Genomic DNA, 21,439 nt, shown 5'->3' with positions numbered 1-21,439 from the left:
AAATCCCAAGGGTACCAGATTCTGACCGGTACCTGATCGTTCTACCAATACTTTTTTTTGACCATCACTTGATGGTTTGTTTGCTATGCTCAGAATTTGGTTTGCTTAATACTAGAGATGTTTCAGACTTGTTCTTCCTTTCCGGTAAGATAATGGTTGATCGCCTCCAAATAATGGAGGAGGATATTATGAAAGGGATAAATCCGCAGATTCTGGTCAAAATCCCGATAGGGAATCGACTTACGGCCATCATGCTGCTGGGCATTGTCCCAATAGTTTTTTAAGATGCTAAATGGCAAGAGGAAGGTTTCGTCACAGAATTTAAAATGGACAATCAGGAAGGATAGCCCCTCCTGTTTTTCGAAAGCCTCCATAAATTCCATCTGATGGTGGTGGATATTGGCAATCGGCAAACGCTTCTGATTGGTTTCCTTGGCATCAAAGCAGACCGGAATACCCTGGATATTGCCCAGATAATCAACGGTGCTTTTTTCTTCAAAATAAGCCAACTTGATGGTTCCCTTGCCCGGATCCAACTCCACCGGTTTAATTGCCGTGGGAATTTTTTGAACCACCGCCAGACCCTGCTCCAGATAAATCTTATTGGTAGTATTTAAGTTTTCTTCGAGCTGACTGCCCCGCAGCCCGCGGCTGTTCCAGTACCCCATGCTTATTTCTCTGCTAGAAAGGGATCTTTGAAGCCAAAGCGTTTCAAGGCTTTTTCAAAAACCGGGGGAACTGGGGCAGTAAAGGTTTTTTTCATATCCGTTAGGGTGTACTGGGCACTGTGCAGTAGCTGGCTGCTCAGCCCGGATTCCTCGTATAAGCGGCTGTTAATGGGACGGCTGCCATATTTGGGGTCGCCAACAATCGGTAAACCGACAGCTGCAAGCTGTACCCGAATCTGGTGAGAGCGACCGGTTTTTAAGATGATTTTGAGTAAGGCAAAGTCGCCATGGCTTTCTAGCGTTTGATAGTTCAGAACCGCTTTTTTATCGGTGGGGGCGGTCTGTTGTTCCGAAAAGGTGACGGTGTTTTTATCCCCGTCCTTTTTTAAATAACCGACGATTTCGTCTGCAGCTTTGGGTTTGCCGGAAACGATCGTAAAGTAGATCTTTTCGGTTTGGTCTTCACGGATGGCTTTATTGACATCCTGCAAGGTCTTATAATTTTTGGGAACCAGGATGATCCCGGTGGTGTTTTTATCTAACCGGTTGGCACAGGCTGGAGTAAAGGTCAGATTCGTTTTCGGGTCATAGTCGCCCTTTTTAATCAGATACTCAACAGCGTAATCAATCAACGAGATTTCCTTGGTTTTATCTGGCTGGGTCAGCACCTCGGCCGGTTTATTAAGCACCAGCAGGTCGCTGTTTTCATAAATAATATCGAGGATGGTACTATTTTTATCGAGCTTTTTTTTGGTTGCATCGGTTCGGAAACTGGCAATGGTTTCTTCCGAAAAATAAATCGAAATGACGTCACCGGCTGTGACAGCAGTGGAGGGTTCCGATTTTTGACCGTTAAGTTTAATTCTCTTTTTTCGCAGCATCTTTTGGAGAAAGCCCGTCGATGCCTGGGGCATGAGTTTTTTCAGAAAGCGATCCAGTCTTTGGTTGCTTTCATTTTCGGTAATCACAATTGTTTTCATTTATAGTCCTTAAGTCAATTTTTTTATTATTATACCATGGAAGCCAGGTAAATAAATTAAGTTTTGGTAGCCAGTAAAAGAATAATTTAACCAATCCCACAGGTTGAATTCTCAGGGGTATCATAGCAGCCGTTATGGCGGTGTCCATTCATATAAAAAGAGCATGACCGCAAGTAACCGAAGTTACTTTGCGACATGCCCTAAAACGGAGAAACGCATTAAGGATAATAAAAATTATCGTTTGTGGCTGCAATCCAGAACATTCTTAATTTTATGGGCAACCATCGCTTTAATCGCAGAACGTCCCGGTCCCAGATATTGACGGGGGTCAAACCAGCCGGGATTTTCAACAAAAACCTGACGGATCGAGGCGGTCATGGCTAAACGCAGATCGGTGTCAATATTAATTTTACAAACCCCAGATTTCGCAGCTTTTCGCAGCATATCCTCAGGAACGCCCTGGGCACCAGGGATTTGTCCGCCAAATTGATTGCAAAGATCGACAAACTCTTTGGGAACAGAGGAGGCACCATGCAACACCAATGGGAAACCGGGAAGCAGGTCGGAAATCGTATAAAGTCGTTCAAAATCGAGACGGGGTTCGCCTTTGAATTTGAAAGCGCCATGACTGGTACCAATTGTGATGGCCAAAGAATCACAGCCGGTTTGTTTGACAAACTCAACCGCTTCAGCGGGATCGGTATAGGTTGCGTTAGGGGTATCGACATTCACATCATCTTCAATCCCAGCCAGTTTACCCAGCTCGGCTTCAACCACAACGCCGTGATCATGGGCATATTCAACAACTCTTTTCGTTAAGGCAATATTCTCAGCAAAGGGATGTTTTGAACCATCAACCATCACCGATGTAAAACCACTGTCGACGCAGGTTTTGCAAATCTCAAAATCATCACCATGATCTAAATGGAGGCAAATATCCAAGCCGGTAACTTCGATAGCGGCTTCAACTAATTTTCTGATATAGACTGGATGGGCATATTTTCTGGCACCTGCCGATACTTGTAAAATAAGGGGAGCCTGTTCTTCAGCCGCGGCCTCAACAATTCCCTGGATAATCTCCATATTATTGACATTAAAAGCTCCGACAGCATAGCCACCTTCATAAGCTTTTTTGAACATCTCAGTTGATGTTACTAATCCCATTTTCCAAAACCTCCTAAGTGTTATAATTATTTAATCTGTTGTTTGTGCAACATCGATAATTTAGTCACTACGTTAGTATACTCTCTTTTGGGTGAATACTCAAGCAATCCGCTTAAAATTGCCTGTTTTAAATACTTTTTTCGAGATAGAAATTAAAGCAAGATAAAAAGCTAAGTTCTGCCAGAAACAAAGTTGGAAATGATTGGTCAGATTCATGGAGTCAAATTAAAAATAGAAAGAGGCAAACTAAAAATAGCTGCCTCTTATGAGAATGATCTGTGTTTAACGCTGTTTAATAAAGCTAGGAAGAATTTTTAACAAACCAACGAGCATAATTGTGTACAATGGAATCAGGAAGATATTCGAGATGATTCGGGCAGGCAGTAATACGGCAATCGCCTGTCCATAAAGAATACTTAAAAACCAAGTATTTAACAAAATTGATGTGACCAATTGTGAAACGCTGACGATAAAGAGAATATGATCGCTGCGATATTCACTATCAAGATTGGATTTCTTTACAACAATAATGGGGAAGACCGCAAATGTGATCATTAAAGCAATAAAGAGGACAAAGAAAACCATGCTCAGTGGTTCTCCAGCATAATAAATGGTGCCATTGTCAAAACCAAATGTCCCGGATACAACCAAAATAGTTGCGGCCAGAACAATGAATACCAGGTTAAACCATTCCAGATGTTTGATTTCTTTTTTTCTTAACATCATAAAAAGTAAACCCGGAATTAAACCGGTGAGTCCATTGGCCAAGGTAAACCCAATAAAGAAAGGTCCGCCGGGCTTAATTGCAAAGCACAGGATGTCGGAAATAAAACCAACCGCAAATCCTGCCAAGGGTCCAAACAAGATACCGCTTAACATGATCGGTAAAGCCGTGATGTTTAACCGTAACGAAGGGAAACCGCCAAGAGGAATATAAACCTCAAATAGAATCTTCAGCACGATGCTGATGGCAATCAGCAGGCCACAATTGACCACGAGCCGGGTTCTGGTGGAACCACTAATAAAAGCATTACTTTTCATAAAACCTCCTTGATTTTAAAGTAATGCTTCCGCAACCTACAATCTGCATTGTAACAGCGGAAGCGACAAGATACCGCAATGGTCACATTTCGTTTAAAGGCAACTTCCCATCCTTTAACACTTTACGCATCTTGTCTACTCTGGTATGAAATTGACATCATTTTAACACGCAGTAAAGGTTTTCACAAGGATAAAAAATCATCGTTATTTTTTAATCAAAGTAGTTGTTTATGAAATTTTGGGTATATAAAAGTATCAGTTATACAAATTTAACAAGAAATAAAGTAAACGGAGGGTAATAAATGAAAAAGTTATGGAAATGCGGTGATTGTGGTTATAAAATGGAAGGCGTAGAAGCCCCTGAGAATTGCCCGAAATGTGGAGCACCGCGGGAGCAATTTATAGCACTGAATGAAGAAGATGCAAAAAAAGTTTATGATGCTTATGTTACTAACGATATCCACTTGGAAGTGATTGGATTGGCAGAAAAGATCATTCATTTGTCAAGAGAAGGTGCAAAAATAAATCTTGACCCAGCCTGTGTCCATGTTTTCCAAAAAGCTGAAGCAGATTGTTACGTCATCAAAGAAATGTGCAAAGCTGAAATAGCCACTCATATTACAAAAGGAAAATGGTAAAAAAATATTGAAGTGGAGTGAGAGTTTGTGTTATGATAGTTCAGTAAGTTTACTGCTGGCGTGGCACAGATGGTAGCGCAACTGATTCGTAATCAGTAGGTCGGGGGTTCGATTCCCCCCGCTAGCTCCAGTAAGAATATAATATTTTGTTAAAAGAATGGCTTTAATTAGCGGTTCTTTTTTTATTTTTTGTTTTTTAGTCTCCACCTAAAGTATGACCGAATGTGAAAAGTTGAAAAAGTCTGGCTATTTCTGGCTATTTTACCCCTATTTTTTGTCGTACTTTTTTCTCCCTGACTCGATATAATCAGATGATTATTTGCGAGCTTCAAAATATCGAAAAAAGTATTCGCAAAATCTTTGGGCACTCAAAGAAAGGGGTGTATTTTTTTTTGTTAAGATATGGATTTGCGGTATGTTTGGACATCGATATTGTTGCACAATAATATCTTCTGAAATAGGGAGTGCTTTATTCATTCCGAGGATAAAAGGACTGACTCCTAGACCAGATTGAACACATTGCATGGTTACATTAATGTCAGTAGAACAAACGACTATGTTTGGAACAAAATTAGCTTCGGCACAATCATTAACCACGGTATAGTAATTGGTGGAGCCACATAAGACAAGTTTGGTATCTCGGAAGTCTTCAACAGTAATGAAGCTTTTTTTTGCAAGAACATGGTTTTTGGGGACATAGACAATAGAATTAAGGGTATAGAATGGAGAAACATTAAATTGTTCACTATCAACCGATTTTACAGCAAAAAAAACATCAGCAGTACCATCAGAAAGCTGGGCTTGACAAATAGTCTCACGGTGTTCACCAAAACTGAGATCAACATTGGGATATTCTTCAATAAAACGTAAAAATGGCGATAACGTTAAAAGGGGAAGACAACCAAGCTCTAATACAACGTTTACAGTGCCATGGATTAAGCTATTATTCAAGTTTATGGAGTCGGTTACCTTTTGATATTCGCTTAAAATATTTTCTGCATGTTCCCAAAGTAGTTTTCCCTCAACCGTAGGAGTAACACCGCGATTGCTACGTCTAAATAGTTTTACACCAAGTTCACTCTCCATTCGTTTGATCATTCGACTCAATCCTTGCTGAGAAATATATAAGTTCTCAGCTGCAACAGAAACGTTATTGTCCTTACATAGTCGCACAAAGAATTCAAGGCTTTTGATATCCAAAATTAAGCTCCTATTCAAAAAAGTAGTAGGGGAAAAGTAGTATTGACTTATTCAAAATGAAACGTAAATTAATATATGATTAGAATGTCAATTAAAACTATTTAAAGTAGCTAGAATCATATTATTCCCGCCCCAGTGAGGCTTCGGAAGAAAATAATGTAATGTTTGCCCGAAGTTTGATTTTTGCAGCAAAGCAACTGCTCCTTTGAGCACTCGCTTTGTATTAATGGCTCCTACAGACGCAACAGTTCTTTTAAAATCAACGAGCCAACCACTGCATTTACCGGATTATTGGGTCGAGATCCTTTGGTATCAATGTATAACACCGAAAACCGTTCCTCGTTGATCGCCGGGAAAATGAGTTCTGACAAGCCGTTTACTCAGGTACTCAAAAAAATTTCTTTGTCCGTTTATCCACCTGTAGAAAGCGATCATCCAATGTGAGTTGTTGTTCTTTGTTGGTCTTAAATAACATCGTTCTATAGACTCCACTGCTTTTGATTTTGCATCTATTTTACCAGAAGTCAAATCTCAGTTGGAGAGAATTATCAATGTGGTGAAAAATATTTTTGACACCCTAATCATATATTCTAAAATAATCATCGCGAAATAGAAAAGGTCTTTATATTCCAAGAATCAAAGGAATTTATTGTTTCATCTTATCAAATTGAGAACAGGCTGTCAATTTTGATATTTTTTTTACAATCTTTAAAGTTAATTGTAATGGGTTACAATTAACTGTTGTTGTACTCGGTTTTCATAAGATGCTATACTGAAATTGTGGAAAGATTAAGGGAAAATCTTATTTACCTAAGCTGCTTAATTTGAAGATGTTCCACATTAGGATTTGTTAAAAGGTCGAGAGGTTATTTTACACTCTGGCTAATTTAAAATAAAAGGAGAAAAAGATGTTAGTATTAAACGGTAAAGAAATTAACAGAGATTCCTTAGCAAAAATGATGGATGGTTCATTACTTAATCCATTTGCAACAACCCAGGAGATTGATGAATTAGTAAAGACTTCCTTGGATTATAACACAAATTCTGTTTGTGTAAATCCAAACTATCTTGAAAGAGTTGCAAAACAATTAAAAGGTACCGATGTTAAGGCGTGTGTTGTTATTGACTACCCCTTTGGAACCGGATCAATTGAGGACAAAGTAAACCAGACAAAAGTGGCCATTGAGCATGGTGTAGAAATTGTTGATTTTGTGATTGATTACGGTCATTTGAAAAGTGGCAATAAGGATCATTTATTAGAAGAAGTTAAAGCTTGTGTTGCAGCAGCAAATGGTCTTGAAACAAGATTTATCATTGAAGTATGCTATTTAACGCCTGAAGAAATAGTAGCCGCTTGTGAGTGTGTTATTGAAGGTGGCGGGGATTTTGTAAAAACTTCAACAGGTCGATTTGGCGGCCCTGATATGGAAATCATAGACCTCCTAGTAAAAACCTGTAAAGGTCGCTGTAAATTAAAAGTTGCTGGAACAGGTCAGTTCTGGACTACGAATATTGCATTAATGTGTATTGCAGCCGGTGTAGATATTATTGGCACACGTTCGGCTAAAAAAATTGTTGATGAGTCGGAAATTTTTGAAAGATTTGCTAAAAACATCGAAATTAAATAATCATCTAGATGGTTAAGAAATGCAATTTTTCAATTTGAAATGACAGTGACAGAAATTTCTGACTTCGATATCTACGATATTGTGACTGCAATTGCTTTTAAAGCTCCTATTGGATCAAAAGGAACTGTTTTTTATCTTGGCTGGCTGGTGTAAATTGCCCCAATTATAATGATGAAGCTCGTGGTGCGTTGGTAGGGACGACATTAGGCACAACAAAAGCTGAGATTTTAAGAGCTGCCATGAAAGAAATCTGTTTTGAAATGAAAGAAATGCTAGCGGATTTAAAAGATGCTGGTTTTGCAGAATTTAAAATACTTCGTATCACTGGTGGAGCAGCGCAATCAAAGCTATGAAATCAAATGCAGGCTGATACTTAAGATTGCAGAGTGGAAACAGCGGATGCACCAGAAGCGACAGCACTTGGTGCAGCGAAAATTGGAGCGGTTGGCGTTGGCGTATTCAGCAATCTTCATTAAGAAGAACATATGGTACATGTGAAGGATATCTGTGAACCAATTCCAGGAAATGTAGCACGGTATAATGAAGTGTACAAAATGCTTATAGCTTGCTATAAGGGATTAGGTGAAAGTGGATTTCCGGACATTTACGAATTCCAAAAAAATAAAATTTGAAGCATTAATATTTAGGGGGAACTAATCCCCCTTAAATATTATTTTGAAAACAATAGAATGTGAAAACATAATATGTGTTTCTAGGATAGAAACAAGGAGGAGCTATGGAATTTTCGTTTTTTACAGCAAGTAAGATCGTTTTAAAACAAGGTGTGATCAAGGAATTAGATCAATATGTATGTAATTTAGGGACTAATTTTTTAATTGTGGTGGATAGTTTTTTTGCTAATTCGTCTATTCTAGAAAGTATTAAGAAGCAGCTTGAAAGTAATAGTAAAAAAACTGTTTTTTATAGTCAGATTCAGGGAGAACCTACAGTAGAACAAGTCGATGAAGTCACGGAAATAGCAATAAAAAATAGGTGTGATTGTGTTATCTCTATTGGTGGTGGAAGTTGTATTGATGTTGGTAAAGCAGTTGCAGCACTCATTACGAATGGTACACCAGCACTTGATTATATGGAGGTCGTAGGAAAAGGTAAAAAAATTATAGAGATGCCAGTTCCATTTGTGGCTTGTCCAACAACAGCTGGTACTGGTAGTGAAGCAACTAAAAACGCTGTTTTAGGCTCACGTGTTTTAAACTTTAAGCGTTCAATGCGTTCTGATACGATGATTGCTAATGTTGCACTTCTTGATCCAGAATTAACGAGAGAATGCCCTAAGAGCGTGACAGCATTTTCAGGAATTGATGCTTTAACGCATTTAATTGAAGCCTATACAACATGGAGAGCAACACCGATAAGTGATGGTTTAGCGTTAAGCGGGATTGCACTTGGTGGAAAATATTTACAAAGAGCTTTTGACGATGGTAACGACATGGAAGCACGGGAGGGGATGTGTGCTGCATCACTTCTGGGTGGAATGGCATTCGCAAATTCAGGATTAGGGGCAGTCCATGGCATCGCAATGGCCGTTGGCATTGCCTATCATGTTCCCCATGGAGAATCTTGTGGAATTATGCTTCCTCACATTATGAAAATTAACGCCGATGTTGCTCAAGAACGGATGGATATTATTGGTGAAACACTAACAGGAAAGCGTTATAATAAGCCAGGTGATGGAGCGAAAGCGGCAGTTGAATTTATTTTTGAACTTAATAAGCATATGGGAATAAAGCCCAACTATAAGCATCTGAATATAGATCCAGAATACATTCCAATATTGGCAAAAGCTAGCTTTGGAACGAGTATGTCTAGTAACCCAAAACAGTTATCTATTGAAGAATGGAAATCATTTTTTGAGACGGTGATGTAAGTATATTGTAAATGATTTTGGATTGTATTTGGTATAAAGTATGGGTTAAGGAGTTTGTATGATTAAGATTATTGTGTCAGATCTTGATGGGACATTATTGAACAGCAAAAAAGAATTACCTAAACGATTTCCAGAGCTAATTAAAGCGTTAAATCGTGAAGGAATAAGATTTGTTCCAGCAAGTGGAAGAGCAGTGCATACCCTTAAAGTTCAATTCTCCGAATATTTTCATGAGATTGGATTGATTTGTGAAAATGGGAATGTGGTGTTAGATTGTGGTGAGATGATCTACCATGTGTCCATTAAAAAAAAAGAACTTCAAGAATTGCTTGGGCGGATTGCAAAAGTTGATGAATTACGTCCAGCGCTATGCGGTATCCATGCGACTTATATAATGGATCGGTTACCTGCTTTTGAAGCACAGGTGAGACGCTTTTTTTATAATACAGTAATCGTAGAAAATTTTGAGGAAGTGATTGAGCAGGAAGAAATATGTAAAATATCAAGTGTTGATGGGATTAACCCTTTGACAAATGCTTGTCCAAGACTTTTTGCGATCACCGATCATTATGATCTTATTCCTTCAGGGGAAAACTGGATTGACATTGTTAAAAAAGGTGAAAACAAAGGAAAAGCTTTGCAGATTTTGATGGCAAAAATTGGGGCAAAACCTGAAGAGACAATGGCATTTGGTGACTTTCTCAACGATCTGACCCTAATGGAAGTTTGTGAACATACTTTTGCGATGAAAAATGCTCATCCAGATTTAAAAGCAGTTGCCAAAAATATCACACATAAATCAAATGAAGAAGAGGGTGTAATTGATACAATTATTGAGGTGCTTAACTTAAAGTTATAAATATCAAAAAAACACTATTTTTGATAAATTGAGAACCCCGATAGGGTTCACAGGAAAATGCGACCGACGCGAGCAAAGTCTGCAATGATATAGGCATCCAGGGGATCGGTTTTATCCATATTGACAAATATTTTCGATAGTTGGCGATCGTCTTGGGATTGAGACAGTAGACAAGCGGTTTGAACGCCAAAATGCATTTCGTTTGAAGATAAAAAAATAGCAATGTGAGTATAGAGTTTGTAGGAACAGGACGTAAAGTAGTAATTCCGCCATTACCCTTTATCGCAATGTCTGCAACATCCGGAATTGGTGCTGAAACGATTTTATTAAGGAACTTAATGCTCATATTGGAATCGCTGCAGATATCAAATAACTGGGTGTTACCGAGGAACTGCAATTACAATGGGTAAGGAATGTTTTGGTAGCAGCATGAGCGGAAACCCAATACAGTTAAGTGCCGAAGATTGGGGGTATCTTTCTACACATTTCGTGTAAACGGTTACATATGTGATTAAGTGACGTAATTTATCAACCAATCCCAGGAAAGACGGAGACAATAATCATAACTATAAAAATATTACTTTTTGTTCGTTGTATATTAAAATGGTTAGAAACCATTAAATATAAGTTTAGTCACACGAGGAGTGAATACTATGAGTGAACTGAAAGACATGAAAATTATGATTTTCCCCAGTAAGTATATTCAAGGGGACGGTGCAATGAACTTGCTTCCAGAAGTGATGGAAAAGTTCGGGGACAAACCATTTATAGTCGCGACAAAATCAATGGTTGAAACATCAAAAAAGTTAATGGGCAACACAGGAAAAGTTGAACAGTTTGGAGGGGAGTGTAGCCGAAGCGAGATTGACCGCATCAAAACCATCGCAAAAGATTTTGGTGCCACAGCAATAGCCGCTGTAGGTGGTGGCAAACCAATTGATGCAAGTAAAGTTATTGCGGATGAAATGAACATTCCCATAGTCAGTTGTGCTACGATCGCAGCTACTGATGCACCTACTTCAGGCTGTGCAGTTATATACACTGAAGAAGGTGTGTACGTAGAAGTCCTCTATCAGAAACGCAATCCCGATGTAGTGTTGATGGATACCGACATCGTACTTAAAGCACCAACACGATTCCTGATTTCAGGCATGGGCGATGCCCTGGCCACATTTTTCGAAGCTAATTCATGCGAACATACCGGATCCTTGAGTGAAGCCTTTGCATTACGTACCAAAACTACCATGGCTCTTACAAAACTTTGTCTGGACATACTTCTCGATTATGGTCGTCAGGCAGTGAAAGATGCACAAAATGGTATTAAATCTGAAGCAGTTGAAGCCATTATTGAGGCTAATTCTTTGCTTTCCGGTATTGGATTTGAAAGTGGCGGTCTTGGGTCGGCACACTCCGTTCACAATGGTTTAACGGTGCTGCCAGCGACACATCACCTGTATCACGGTGAAAAAGTAGCCTTTGGAACGCTTACAGGCCTTCATTTGTACGACGATCTTGGAATCATTGATGAAATTTATGATTTTTGCATCGACGTAGGTCTTCCCGTCACCTTTGAAGATCTTCGCATTCCAAATGTAACCGACGAGGAACTCAAAGAGGTTGCGGAAAGTAGTTATTTATATAACTTCATGTCCCACGAACCGGTTGAACTTTCAGTTGAGAAAGTTATTGAAGCATTAAAGAAAACGGACAAAATCGGCCGCGATAAAAAGGCAGCCAAAGGAATGTAATTAACCAAATTGTTTCAGAATATCGTTAAAAACCTCCGCACATAACTAGTAACATAAAAAAAACGCGTTCTCAAATTGAAAGGAGCACGAAATGAGTAAGTATATTGCAGGTATCGATGGGGGTACCATGGGTGTTCGTTGTGTTATCGTAGATTTTAAAGGAAATGAAGTAAGCAGTGCGTATTTTGAGACTCCGACAACGTATCCAAAACCCGGATGGGTTGAGCAAAATGCAGAAGATTTTATGGATCTGGCACTTAAATCAACTGAAGCGGCTATTTCTAAAGCTGACATCAAGGGCGAAGACATTGCGTGTGTAAGTTTTACAAACATGCGTTCAACCTTTGTACCTGTCGATAAGGAAGGAAACTTCCTGCATCCAATTTTTATATGGCAGGATCTAAGAGGCGTTGAAATGTTCCCTTGGATGGAAGAGCGCATGGCCAAATATGACATGGACTGGGCTGATCTCTATAAAATCACCGGATTCCCAAAAGGAGCTGTATGGCCATCGTCTAAAGTATATTGGTATAAAAAACATTTCCCTGAACTCTACGAAAAAACTCATAAGATGGTAACTCCCCAGGCACTTCTTATTAAAGCTTTAGGCGCCGACGGCTGGTATGATGATGATACTGACGCTGGATGGTGGCAGATTTGTGATGCCGATACATTTGAGTATGTACCAAAATTGGCAGAAGTGTTTGAAGTTGATATAGAAAAGTACCCTAAGAATTACAAACCGACCACCAAAGTTGGCGAAGTAACACCTGAAGTTGCGGCAAAAACCGGACTAAAGGTTGGCACTCCCTTAATTATGGGCAGTGGAGATCAGCAATGCGGCGCTATCGGGGTTGGTAATGTAGAATCTGGGCTTGCGTCTATCTGTCTTGGTACGGCTGGCCTGGTTATTGGTTACTCTGAGGTACCAGTACGTCATCCAACAGCAGCCTGCCACGTTCTGGGACATCCCGGAACGGGAAACTGGACAATGGAAGGTCATGCAAGTGCTGCGGCCAGTGCATTTAGATGGGTCAAGAACACGTTCAGCGATTCAGAAATTCAAGAGGCTTTAAGCAAGCATGTAGATGTCTACGAGATACTCACAGCAGAAGCAGCGGATTCTCCTCCTGGAGCTAAAGGTGCAATCTTTATGCCTTGGCTGGCCGGCGAAGCCTGTCCTTATTATGATGATAATGCAAGGGCAGCTTTTATTGGCATGACATTGGCGCACACGAAAGCTGACCTGTATCGCGCAGCCATGGAAGGTATTTGCTTTGAAATGAAACAAATGCTCGAAGCACTCAAAGCTGCCAACTTCAAAGAATTTAAACTCCTGCGCGTCACCGGCGGCGCTGCACGCTCTGATCTCTGGAATCAAATTCAGGCAGACATTTATGGCAGTCCTGTCGAAACTGTGAAGGTAAGTGAAGCTACTGCTCTTGGAGCGTGTATGTTGGGTGCTGTCGGTGTCGGTATCTATAAGGATATTCACGAAGCCGCTGCCAATATGGTACAAGTCGATAAACGTTTTGAACCCATACCTGAAAATGTTGAAATCTACAAGGAAGTCTTTAAAATATTTGAATTAGGCTTTAACGCATTGAGGAAAGAAACATTCCCGGCAATTGTTAAATTCCAGAATAAGTAGTAGCGTTAAAAAAGCATAAAAAATGTTATGAGTGATTTTCTTCTCTCAGAAGCAAAGTTAAACATGGGAGGGCATTTGCCCTCCTTATTAAACATTAGTTTCCTCGAAAACTCTAGAGTTAAGTCCTACCAGCGGTTTAAGAGATTGCTGGTTTTTTCTTTTCCTCCAGATTTTTTGGTGTTCAATATATGGTTGAGGTGTCAAAACTCTAAATAACACTATCTGGCATACAATATATTTATTTTATAACGCACTTCCGTTCGACATATTGTATGTAAAGCTGGCCAAAATTACTTTTGACACTCTAACCAATCATATATTTTAAAATAATCATCGCGAAATATAAATGTCTTTATATTGCAAGAAGCAAAGAATTTTATCTTTCTATCTTATCAAATTGAGAGCAGTCTGTCATTTTTGATATTTTTTTACAATCTTTAAGACTAATTGTAATGGGTTACAACTGACTGTTGTTGTACTCGGTTTTCATAAGGTGCTATACTGAAACTGTGGAAAGGTTAAGGGAAAATCTTATTTACCTAAGCTGCTTAAATGGATCGGTTACCTGCTTTTGAAGCATAGGTTAGACGCTTTTTTTATAATACAGTAATCGTAGAAAATTTTGAGGAAGTGATTGAACAGGAAAAAATCTGTAAGATATTAAGTATTGATGGGATTAGCCCGTTGACAAATGCTTGCCCGAAATCGAGGCAATATGATCTTAAATAATGGTAATTGCGCTGATATTCGAACATCTTATAGCCAATGGTGTTGCTGCTAACCTATCCTGGAAAGAAGATCTTGAACAAATGAACATTGTAATAAAAATCGGGATGATCAAAAATACGGGATGTGGTATTGAGGTTGATCGACTAATAGTCAGGATCCTACCCGTTTTTTCCGCACAATAGTAGAAAAAATAAATCGACAAAATGTTAAACCATGCAACACTTCATGTATGTACTGGTCATGACTAATACTTACATGCAGTGAGTTATTCGACTAAGTCATTAAAAAATTCATTTCAAAGAGAAGTTGTCTCGGCTATTACAGGCATTAGGTAATTGCGAATAGTAGCATACAAAAGATTGCGTCTGTCGGTCGGACGGTTCTATGAACGAGTTGCGTATTCATTACAAAAATATTTGTTGTTTTTTGGGTTTCGTATTATCTATACATAAATATTTAAGGAGAGTTCAATGCAATCAAAAACCATCGAAAGAAAAGCATTTGATATTCGGAAACACATTGTTCATACGGTAATTAATAATGGTGATGGTCATGCTGGGCCATCATTGTCTTGCACAGATATCCTGGCGACCTTGTATTTTGATATTATGGATGTCAAAGTTGATGAACCCAATTGGTCCTGTCGTGATCGGTTTATTCTCAGTGCGGGTCACAAGTGTCTGGCACTTTATGGAACACTCATTGAAAAGGGATTTGAAAAAGCTGATGTATTGGAAACATACAATAAGTTAGGATCAAAAGTACCAGGTCATCCAGACATGAAGAAATTCAATGGCGTTGATTTTAGTTCCGGTGCGTTGGGACACGGTTTGCCAATTGGCGCGGGGATGGCTCTTAATGCAAAAATTAAAGGCGAAAAGCATCGTGTTTTTGTTCTGATGGGGGATGGCGAACAGGGAGAAGGATCCAATTGGGAAGCGGCAATGTTTGCAAGTCATCACGGCCTGGATAACCTAGTTGGCATCATTGATCGAAACGGTCTACAAATTAATGGTACTACTCGCGATGTATTAGATACCCGCGATTTGAGAGAAAAATATGCTGCCTTTGGATGGTCAGTTAAAGTCGTCGATGGACATAATATTGAGGAGCTTTTAAATACGTTCCAATCGATACCTTTTCAAAAAGGGAAACCTAGTCTGGTGATTGCTAATACAATCAAAAGCAAAGGGATGCCTTTTGCCGAAGGAAATGTTAAGTATCACCACTGGAATCCTGGTAAAGAATCGCAGGAATCAAAAGATGCACTGGACGCACTTGAACGATATGCAAATGATAAAGGATGGATAAAATGACAGTTAAACAGCGAAATCCACGGGATGTATTTGGGGAAGTATTGTTAGAACTGGGTAGAGAGAATGAAAGTATTGTGGCTGTGTCTTGTGATTCCGGAGCAGGTTCGGGTATGGATCCCTTTAAGCAGACGTTGCCACATCAATACTTAGAGGTCGGTATCAATGAACAGAATGCAATTGGTGTTTGTGCCGGGTTAGCTGAAGGTGGTTCTATTCCGGTTGTATCAGCTATTGCACCGTTCATCTCAATGCGTGCTTTTGAGCAGGTGCGTAACGACTTAGGTTATACTAATATGAACGTAAAAGTAATTGGCTCAAGCAGTGGCTTGTCACATTCAGCGCTGGGATCAACACATCAAGCGATTGAAGATTTGTCACTGATGAGAGTCATACCGAACATGGTGGTCTTAAATCCCGGTGATTGTTATGAAGTGGAAATGTCATTGCGGGAAGCAATTAAACACAAGGGGCCAGTTTATATCAGAATGCCGCGTCACCCTATGGCTGAGCCTTTAGAAGTTTCGCAACGCAATTTTAAATTGGGAAAAGGCGAAGTGTTAATGAACACAGGAAATGAGATTGTAATTGCAGTTTCTGGAACATTGACGGTTGATGGTCTAATGACGGGGAAAATCCTGGATGAAATGGGATATGGGGTAAAGGTGCTAAATTTTACAACAGTAAAACCATTGGATACAGAGATTCTTTATGAAGCATATAATGATGCGAAGTATTTATTTACTTTAGAGGAACACTCAGAAATCGGCGGTTTTGGCAGTGCCGTACTGGAAGTATTGGGTCCAGTTAAACAGGGAGGTCCGATTCATATTGTAGGTATTGCCGATGGCTCCATTAATACCGGCCCCTATCGGGAATTATTGGAAGCCTACGGTCTTACCTGGGAAAAGGTCGTAGACCGGATTTTAAATGTGATTCAAAAATAAAAAAAATAGATTTAGAGGAGAAAAAATGAAGATTGTCAGTTGTACCTTGAATACCTTATTGAATGATGATGTCTCTCTGATTGAGGAGCAAAAGAGAGATGTTAATCGTATCCTTGATTTCGATTTGCCATTAGGAGAATATGATTTTTTAAAGAAACATGTAAAAAAAATTGGTGTAACCAAGGAATTCAGTAATGTTATTTCTACATTTAAAACGCCGGAAAAGGAAACTCCTGAAGGATTTCGGGTAGAATATCGGCTGGAATCCAATGATATCTTGAGAGCTGATTTGGTACGAGATATTTCTTATGATAAAAATGGCAAAAAACGACCAACTAATGTGCTTTTTTCAGCTGACTCTGCCAACCCATATGAGTTAAAACCGATTAGTAAAATGATTGCTAATCTGACTTGTAATCCCGGTATTATATACGACTTGTTTATAAACAATCCGAAGGCTAATATTGGCAATCAATTTAAAACCCGAGATGAAGTAATGGAAGAAATCGGGCGGATCTTGGGACCGGGAGCTGACATCAGTGTTGAATTGAATGATCCGTTTGGCAAGTCTGATGCTGAGCTTTTGGAAGAAGCCGAAAAATTCAAGGAAATGCTTTCCGAATATCGTGTGGTTATTAAGGTTCCGCACACCGGACCGGTTACTAATGCAAACGTTTCAGAACTTCTTTCAGGAAATAAAAAACTTGGTAAGTCTTTCGCTGATGTAACAACTGAAGGTGCTTTCCGAGGACATAATCTGGCATTGATGCTCCAAGAACATGGCTTTAGAGTAAACTTTACGTTAATGTTTGAACCATACCAGACGGCGTTAGCATTACAGGCAAAACCATATTTTGTAAACAGCTTCATCCGTCATCGTTTAATGCAATCAGAAAGCATGGAATTAAACTTAAAGCAATATAATGCAACTAGCGATCCGAAATTCATAAAAAATATCCAGGATATGTTTTTAGAAAAAGATTATCTTAATATGGATCAGGCTCAAATGGGATTGCTGATGGTTAAGAAAATGGCTGAAGACATGTTAAAATATCGTCATTTTAGTGATGCCGAAGGCTCAGATGGATTAGATAGTGTACGACATAATTTAAGACTTTTTAAAAACACAAATTTGGATGACACAAGACTCATTATCTGTAGTATGGAAGGTGAATTAAATTATCCGGACATTGACAAATTGTTGGTGGAAAAAGAATTCGAAGACCTTGTTCATCGCGTTGTTGTTACGGCAGAGCCAAAGTACCTGGCAAGGTTTACTTCCTGCAATCAGGTGGTATCGTATCAACGTCGATTTATGAATGCCGCCAATGGACAAAAATGATAGAAGTTATAAGAGATGACTTATTTTTCCAATAGATTATGTTGTACGCGTCTTAGGTGGTCATGACCCATTAGGATTATGTATGATGTCGTGATAATTTATTTGAAAAGAGGTGATGATTATGAGTTATGTGAATGTGGAAGCAATTCTTGGTGATGCAAGAAAGAATCATTATGCAGTTGGGGCGTTTAATATTGTAAATTACCTTACTGCGAAGGCTGTTGTTGAAGCGGTGGAGGAACTTGGACAACCGATTATTATTCAAACATCGGAAAAAAATGTAAAAGCTTTTGGGATCAAAGAGATGAAGGAGACACACAGCAGGAATTTATTTCCAATACAGCCGCTTTAGGAATGAAAGTGATCGTATTTGCTGATCATGATGTTCTACCGCCTGATCAAATCGAAATAAATGTTGTGATGGTGGATCCCGTTCTTTATGCTAAGAAAAATGGGATGAAATTGATTCCAGGAATTGAATTTTCATGTGAAACACAGGTCGAAGATGTCCACATTGTTGTGTTTGTGTGAGATTATACCAATCCTAAAATAATCTCAATATATCAGAAGATTGTCAAAAGTAAAATATTTTCCTATCAAAAGCTATTAGATATCCTGGCCAATAGTAGGTATGATATAACATTGGACGAGGTGATGAATTATGACGATATTCCGAGAAAACCCGAGGTAGTACAGAACAAAACATTTTTAACCTCATGGCTGAAAAAGGTTATACAAAAGCCTGGAGTGATCAAAAATTATTGATCAGAAACAACCCTGATTTCAGTTTGAATGGAATTATGGTAGATTCTTGTCCAGATATAATTAAAACGATTAAGTATATTATTGATCGGTATGGTTTTGATCAGAGAGAATGCATTTATTCGGAACTGTATTGGTGGGGGAGCAAGAAACGTCCTCATAAAACCCTTAGTGTGGACAAAGAAACCCTCATTGATCAAGAAATATTACTGCTAAATTTTATATGATTTTCACGTATTATAATAGCAGGAAGACCCAAGCGGTTCTCATCGGGGATTCCAAAACCTATTATCTAACAGTAACAAATGCTGGCATTGATGTTTACGGTGTTACGTTTGGATATGGTGACCCAGAGGTCGTAAGATCATTAAATCTAACCTATTTTTTTGATCGTATGAAAGAACTTAAAAAAGCCATGGCAAAGTGTTTTGATCATTACGGTGCTGCCCTAAGACACCACCGAAGCTGAAATCCGATCTGGTTGTCGTTAGGCAGTAGCCTAAAATTATGCGGCATTTTGTTCCGCTACACCCTATATGGAATGCCATTAAGAGATGATTAACCGGCGAAGTGTGAATCTTTTAGTGGCATTTTCCTTTCTCTAAATTTCTTATGATCATTATATCCATCAATCTCTGGACAGGCAAGCCCATCTACTTTAGGGCTTTTGGGGGTAGCGCTAACAGTAACAAAATAAAATAGTTTGGGCTCGATGAAATAAAAATATAAAAAATATTTGGATGATTAGTACAATTGTATTTATGCGAGAGAACCAGAATTGCTCTAAAAATTCAGTGTGTTCAAATATTTACAGGAATCGCAATAATCGGTATCATTTAGTCAGAAGAATTGACAAATACACGTGTAAAAAATTCTGGAGTCATTACAACAAAGAAAGGAAATTTTATGAAGAATATAAAAAGTATTGAAGTTTTGGCAGCAAAAATAAGAAGATGGATTATTGAAGAAGTTTATTCAGCTAAAAGTGGACATCCAGGAGGATCCTTATCCTGCGCAGATTTTCTTGCCTGTGTTTATGAAAGTTATTTAAATTTTGATAGCAACCATCCAGAAATGATTGATCGAGACAGAGTGGTATTATCGAAAGGACATTGTGCACCGGCACTTTATGCAGTCCTGGCACTTAAAGATTTCTTTCCATTAAATGATTTGAAAACGTTTAGAAAAATTGACAGTTACCTGCAAGGACATCCATGCATGAAGAGTATTCCTGGGGTTGATATGTCGACAGGATCGCTGGGACAGGGTATTTCAGCAGCTGTCGGAATGGCATTGGCTTCGAGAGCGGAAAAATATGATAATTGGATTTATGTAATCCTCGGAGATGGAGAACTCCAGGAAGGTCAGGTTTGGGAGGCTGCAATGTGTGCAGCACATTATGGTTTAAATCGATTGGTAGCTTTCGTAGATTTGAACGGATTGCAAATTGATGGGAATACTGCTAAGGTGATGAATGTCGGTGATGTTGCCAAAAAATTTAAGGCCTTTGATTGGAATGTGCTAAGTCTTGATGGGAATAATGTGAGCGAATTAGACATAGCACTTGATACTATTCATAGGGCTAAAACCGATAAACCCACTGTAATTGTAGGTCATACAATTAAAGGAAAAGGTGTTTCATTTATGGAAGGTCAATATCAGTGGCATGGAAGTACACCTAATCAGGATCAATATGAAAAAGCTGTTTCTGAACTGGATGCAAAGATTAATGAATTGGAGAAATGTCATGAGTAATCAGGTAAAGATCGCAACTCGAGAAGCATATGGCAAAGCATTGGCTGAACTGGGAAAAGATTATGAATTTTATGTTTTAGACGCAGATTTGACCAAATCCACAATGACCCGTTTTTTTAAAGAAGATTTTCCGGAACGGCATTTTAATATGGGAATTGCAGAAGGTAATATGATGTCAGTAGCAGCAGGTATTGCTACATTGGGGAAACCTTGTTTTGCGAGTACATTTGCTGTTTTTGCAGCAGGGCGGGGTTGTGAGCAAATCAGAAACTCAATTTGTTACCCTAACCTTAATGTGAAAATAGGTGCTACCCACGCTGGTATTTCAGTCGGTGAAGATGGCGCATCTCATCAGGCCGTCGAGGATTTGGGAATTATGCGATCAATTCCGAATATGCATATTATTCAACCATGTGATGCGGTTTCAACGAAAATGGCTGTAAAAACAGCATTAGAAACTGATGGTCCATTTTATCTAAGATTAGGACGGTTGACTGTAGAGCCGGTGTATGAAGAGGGGAATTGTAATTTTCTGTTAGGTAAAGGAATCAGGTTAAGGGAGGGCACGGATTTAACCATTATAACTTCTGGGTTAATGGTTCAAGAAGTATTAAAAGCTTCTGAGATATTAAAATCCGAAGGCGTGCACTGTCGAGTGATTGACATGCACACGATCAAACCAATAGATGCGGAAATTATTATTAAAGCAGCTAGGGATACCGGAAGAATAGTAACCGTAGAAGAAAGCAATATTTTATGTGGTTTAGGCAGTGCAGTTGCAGAAGTTGTCAGTCAGCAGTTTCCTTGTCCGATCAAAATGATTGGTATTAAAGATTGCTTTGGAAGATCAGGAAAACCCTTAGAATTACTGGATTATTATGGGCTTACTGCTGAAAAAATTACCTCAGAAATCAAGAGCTTTATAGAATAAAAGAGAAGATTTTAAAAGAATGAAAATTTAGAAACAAGGAGATAAGTCTGAAACATCTCTAGTATTAAGCAAACCAAATTCTGAGCATAGCAAACAAACCATCAAGTGATGGTCAAAAAAAAAGTATTGGTAGAACGATCAGGTACCGGTCAGAATCTGGTACCCTTGGGATTTAGCTAAGGCAATCGCCTGTTC

The 21,439-nt window shown here is 38.9% G+C and carries 22 protein-coding genes, 1 tRNA gene and 1 riboswitch; of the genes, 16 read left to right on the top strand and 7 right to left on the bottom strand.

The window, feature by feature from the left end; translation table 11 throughout:
• Positions 1-122: 122 nt before the first annotated feature.
• From QZ998_RS14445 to QZ998_RS14430, 4 genes are all read right to left on the bottom strand, one after another.
• Positions 123-668: a Holliday junction resolvase RecU gene (locus QZ998_RS14445; protein ID WP_296561545.1), complete on the bottom strand. Its 546-nt coding sequence runs from the start codon at positions 666-668 to the stop codon at positions 123-125.
• A 2-nt stretch (positions 669-670) separates the two neighbouring features.
• A complete protein-coding gene (locus tag QZ998_RS14440) occupies positions 671-1,648 on the bottom strand; it encodes an RluA family pseudouridine synthase (protein WP_296561544.1) in 978 nt (325 codons plus the stop codon).
• Between the two features lie 234 nt (positions 1,649-1,882).
• Entirely contained in the window at positions 1,883-2,812 is a 930-nt protein-coding gene (gene fba, locus QZ998_RS14435) for a class II fructose-1,6-bisphosphate aldolase (RefSeq protein WP_296561543.1), read from the bottom strand.
• Positions 2,813-3,094: 282 nt separating this feature from the next.
• On the bottom strand, positions 3,095-3,853 hold the full coding sequence (locus QZ998_RS14430; RefSeq protein ID WP_296561542.1) for a folate family ECF transporter S component: 759 nt from the start codon (positions 3,851-3,853) through the stop codon (positions 3,095-3,097).
• 52 nt (positions 3,854-3,905) lie between these two features.
• Positions 3,906-3,998, bottom strand: a riboswitch (THF riboswitch).
• 157 nt (positions 3,999-4,155) lie between these two features.
• On the opposite strand from QZ998_RS14430, the gene QZ998_RS14425 reads away from it, so the two are divergent.
• Together QZ998_RS14425 and QZ998_RS14420 are read left to right on the top strand one after the other, a co-directional pair.
• Positions 4,156-4,491, top strand: coding sequence for a rubredoxin-like domain-containing protein (locus tag QZ998_RS14425; protein WP_296561541.1), 336 nt, complete (start codon positions 4,156-4,158; stop codon positions 4,489-4,491).
• A 54-nt stretch (positions 4,492-4,545) separates the two neighbouring features.
• Positions 4,546-4,621 (top strand) — tRNA-Thr (locus tag QZ998_RS14420).
• 185 nt (positions 4,622-4,806) lie between these two features.
• Here QZ998_RS14420 and QZ998_RS14415 read toward each other — a convergent pair.
• Both QZ998_RS14415 and QZ998_RS14410 read right to left on the bottom strand, forming a co-directional pair.
• Positions 4,807-5,691, bottom strand: coding sequence for a LysR family transcriptional regulator (locus tag QZ998_RS14415; RefSeq protein WP_296561540.1), 885 nt, complete (start codon positions 5,689-5,691; stop codon positions 4,807-4,809).
• Between the two features lie 233 nt (positions 5,692-5,924).
• Positions 5,925-6,062, bottom strand: a complete 138-nt coding sequence (locus QZ998_RS14410; RefSeq protein ID WP_296561539.1) for a hypothetical protein — start codon at positions 6,060-6,062, stop codon at positions 5,925-5,927.
• Positions 6,063-6,599: 537 nt separating this feature from the next.
• On the opposite strand from QZ998_RS14410, the gene deoC reads away from it, so the two are divergent.
• The 4 genes from deoC (at position 6,600) to QZ998_RS14390 (ending at position 10,066) form a co-directional block, all read left to right on the top strand.
• Positions 6,600-7,319 (top strand): deoxyribose-phosphate aldolase, encoded by a 720-nt coding sequence (gene deoC / locus QZ998_RS14405; protein ID WP_296561538.1) that lies wholly within the window; start codon positions 6,600-6,602, stop codon positions 7,317-7,319.
• Positions 7,320-7,507: 188 nt separating this feature from the next.
• On the top strand, positions 7,508-7,672 hold the full coding sequence (locus tag QZ998_RS14400; RefSeq protein ID WP_296561537.1) for an FGGY-family carbohydrate kinase: 165 nt from the start codon (positions 7,508-7,510) through the stop codon (positions 7,670-7,672).
• Positions 7,673-8,055: 383 nt separating this feature from the next.
• Complete coding sequence (locus tag QZ998_RS14395; protein WP_296561536.1) at positions 8,056-9,207, top strand: iron-containing alcohol dehydrogenase; 1,152 nt, start codon at positions 8,056-8,058, stop codon at positions 9,205-9,207.
• Between the two features lie 58 nt (positions 9,208-9,265).
• A complete protein-coding gene (locus tag QZ998_RS14390; RefSeq protein WP_296561535.1) occupies positions 9,266-10,066 on the top strand; it encodes an HAD family hydrolase in 801 nt (266 codons plus the stop codon).
• Between the two features lie 47 nt (positions 10,067-10,113).
• Here the strand turns inward: QZ998_RS14390 and QZ998_RS14385 are convergent, their stop codons facing one another.
• A complete protein-coding gene (locus tag QZ998_RS14385; protein ID WP_296561534.1) occupies positions 10,114-10,263 on the bottom strand; it encodes a hypothetical protein in 150 nt (49 codons plus the stop codon).
• 456 nt (positions 10,264-10,719) lie between these two features.
• On the opposite strand from QZ998_RS14385, the gene QZ998_RS14380 reads away from it, so the two are divergent.
• The 10 genes from QZ998_RS14380 to QZ998_RS14335 all read left to right on the top strand — a co-directional run bounded on the left by QZ998_RS14380 (position 10,720) and on the right by QZ998_RS14335 (position 21,244).
• Complete coding sequence (locus QZ998_RS14380) at positions 10,720-11,814, top strand: glycerol dehydrogenase (protein WP_296561533.1); 1,095 nt, start codon at positions 10,720-10,722, stop codon at positions 11,812-11,814.
• 91 nt (positions 11,815-11,905) lie between these two features.
• Positions 11,906-13,465, top strand: coding sequence for an FGGY family carbohydrate kinase (locus QZ998_RS14375; RefSeq protein WP_296561532.1), 1,560 nt, complete (start codon positions 11,906-11,908; stop codon positions 13,463-13,465).
• 1,199 nt (positions 13,466-14,664) lie between these two features.
• Positions 14,665-15,510, top strand: coding sequence for a transketolase (locus QZ998_RS14370; RefSeq protein ID WP_296561531.1), 846 nt, complete (start codon positions 14,665-14,667; stop codon positions 15,508-15,510).
• Entirely contained in the window at positions 15,507-16,454 is a 948-nt protein-coding gene (locus QZ998_RS14365) for a transketolase C-terminal domain-containing protein (RefSeq protein ID WP_296561530.1), read from the top strand. The genes QZ998_RS14370 and QZ998_RS14365 overlap by 4 nt, the downstream gene beginning before the upstream one ends.
• A 25-nt stretch (positions 16,455-16,479) precedes the next feature.
• Positions 16,480-17,796, top strand: a complete 1,317-nt coding sequence (locus QZ998_RS14360; protein ID WP_296561529.1) for a transaldolase family protein — start codon at positions 16,480-16,482, stop codon at positions 17,794-17,796.
• Between the two features lie 121 nt (positions 17,797-17,917).
• Positions 17,918-18,148 (top strand): class II fructose-bisphosphate aldolase, encoded by a 231-nt coding sequence (locus QZ998_RS14355; protein ID WP_296561528.1) that lies wholly within the window; start codon positions 17,918-17,920, stop codon positions 18,146-18,148.
• 2 nt (positions 18,149-18,150) lie between these two features.
• Positions 18,151-18,327 (top strand): hypothetical protein, encoded by a 177-nt coding sequence (locus tag QZ998_RS14350; protein WP_296561527.1) that lies wholly within the window; start codon positions 18,151-18,153, stop codon positions 18,325-18,327.
• A gap of 185 nt (positions 18,328-18,512) precedes the next feature.
• The gene (locus QZ998_RS14345) at positions 18,513-18,785 is read left to right on the top strand and encodes a hypothetical protein (RefSeq protein ID WP_296561526.1); all 273 of its coding nucleotides are present in this window, start codon (positions 18,513-18,515) and stop codon (positions 18,783-18,785) included.
• A gap of 679 nt (positions 18,786-19,464) precedes the next feature.
• On the top strand, positions 19,465-20,313 hold the full coding sequence (locus QZ998_RS14340) for a transketolase (RefSeq protein ID WP_296561525.1): 849 nt from the start codon (positions 19,465-19,467) through the stop codon (positions 20,311-20,313).
• Complete coding sequence (locus tag QZ998_RS14335; RefSeq protein ID WP_296561524.1) at positions 20,306-21,244, top strand: transketolase family protein; 939 nt, start codon at positions 20,306-20,308, stop codon at positions 21,242-21,244. Before QZ998_RS14340 ends, QZ998_RS14335 begins: the two co-directional genes overlap by 8 nt.
• Positions 21,245-21,439 lie beyond the last annotated feature (195 nt).

The organism is uncultured Acetobacterium sp. (assembly GCF_927416815.1).
Taxonomy (GTDB): domain Bacteria; phylum Bacillota; class Clostridia; order Eubacteriales; family Eubacteriaceae; genus Acetobacterium.
Note: the sequence above shows the minus strand (reverse complement) of the source record. Positions and strands in the feature narration are given on the sequence as shown.

Coding starts and splice junctions, on each gene's coding strand:
- QZ998_RS14445 (WP_296561545.1), bottom strand. CDS start 668: ATGGGGTACTGGAACAGCCGCGGGCTGCGGGGCAGTCAGCTCGAAGAA.
- QZ998_RS14440 (WP_296561544.1), bottom strand. CDS start 1,648: ATGAAAACAATTGTGATTACCGAAAATGAAAGCAACCAAAGACTGGAT.
- fba (WP_296561543.1), bottom strand. CDS start 2,812: ATGGGATTAGTAACATCAACTGAGATGTTCAAAAAAGCTTATGAAGGT.
- QZ998_RS14430 (WP_296561542.1), bottom strand. CDS start 3,853: ATGAAAAGTAATGCTTTTATTAGTGGTTCCACCAGAACCCGGCTCGTG.
- QZ998_RS14425 (WP_296561541.1), top strand. CDS start 4,156: ATGAAAAAGTTATGGAAATGCGGTGATTGTGGTTATAAAATGGAAGGC.
- deoC (WP_296561538.1), top strand. CDS start 6,600: ATGTTAGTATTAAACGGTAAAGAAATTAACAGAGATTCCTTAGCAAAA.
- QZ998_RS14395 (WP_296561536.1), top strand. CDS start 8,056: ATGGAATTTTCGTTTTTTACAGCAAGTAAGATCGTTTTAAAACAAGGT.
- QZ998_RS14390 (WP_296561535.1), top strand. CDS start 9,266: ATGATTAAGATTATTGTGTCAGATCTTGATGGGACATTATTGAACAGC.
- QZ998_RS14385 (WP_296561534.1), bottom strand. CDS start 10,263: ATGCATTTTGGCGTTCAAACCGCTTGTCTACTGTCTCAATCCCAAGAC.
- QZ998_RS14380 (WP_296561533.1), top strand. CDS start 10,720: ATGAGTGAACTGAAAGACATGAAAATTATGATTTTCCCCAGTAAGTAT.
- QZ998_RS14375 (WP_296561532.1), top strand. CDS start 11,906: ATGAGTAAGTATATTGCAGGTATCGATGGGGGTACCATGGGTGTTCGT.
- QZ998_RS14370 (WP_296561531.1), top strand. CDS start 14,665: ATGCAATCAAAAACCATCGAAAGAAAAGCATTTGATATTCGGAAACAC.
- QZ998_RS14365 (WP_296561530.1), top strand. CDS start 15,507: ATGACAGTTAAACAGCGAAATCCACGGGATGTATTTGGGGAAGTATTG.
- QZ998_RS14360 (WP_296561529.1), top strand. CDS start 16,480: ATGAAGATTGTCAGTTGTACCTTGAATACCTTATTGAATGATGATGTC.
- QZ998_RS14355 (WP_296561528.1), top strand. CDS start 17,918: ATGAGTTATGTGAATGTGGAAGCAATTCTTGGTGATGCAAGAAAGAAT.
- QZ998_RS14350 (WP_296561527.1), top strand. CDS start 18,151: ATGAAAGTGATCGTATTTGCTGATCATGATGTTCTACCGCCTGATCAA.
- QZ998_RS14345 (WP_296561526.1), top strand. CDS start 18,513: ATGGCTGAAAAAGGTTATACAAAAGCCTGGAGTGATCAAAAATTATTG.
- QZ998_RS14340 (WP_296561525.1), top strand. CDS start 19,465: ATGAAGAATATAAAAAGTATTGAAGTTTTGGCAGCAAAAATAAGAAGA.
- QZ998_RS14335 (WP_296561524.1), top strand. CDS start 20,306: ATGAGTAATCAGGTAAAGATCGCAACTCGAGAAGCATATGGCAAAGCA.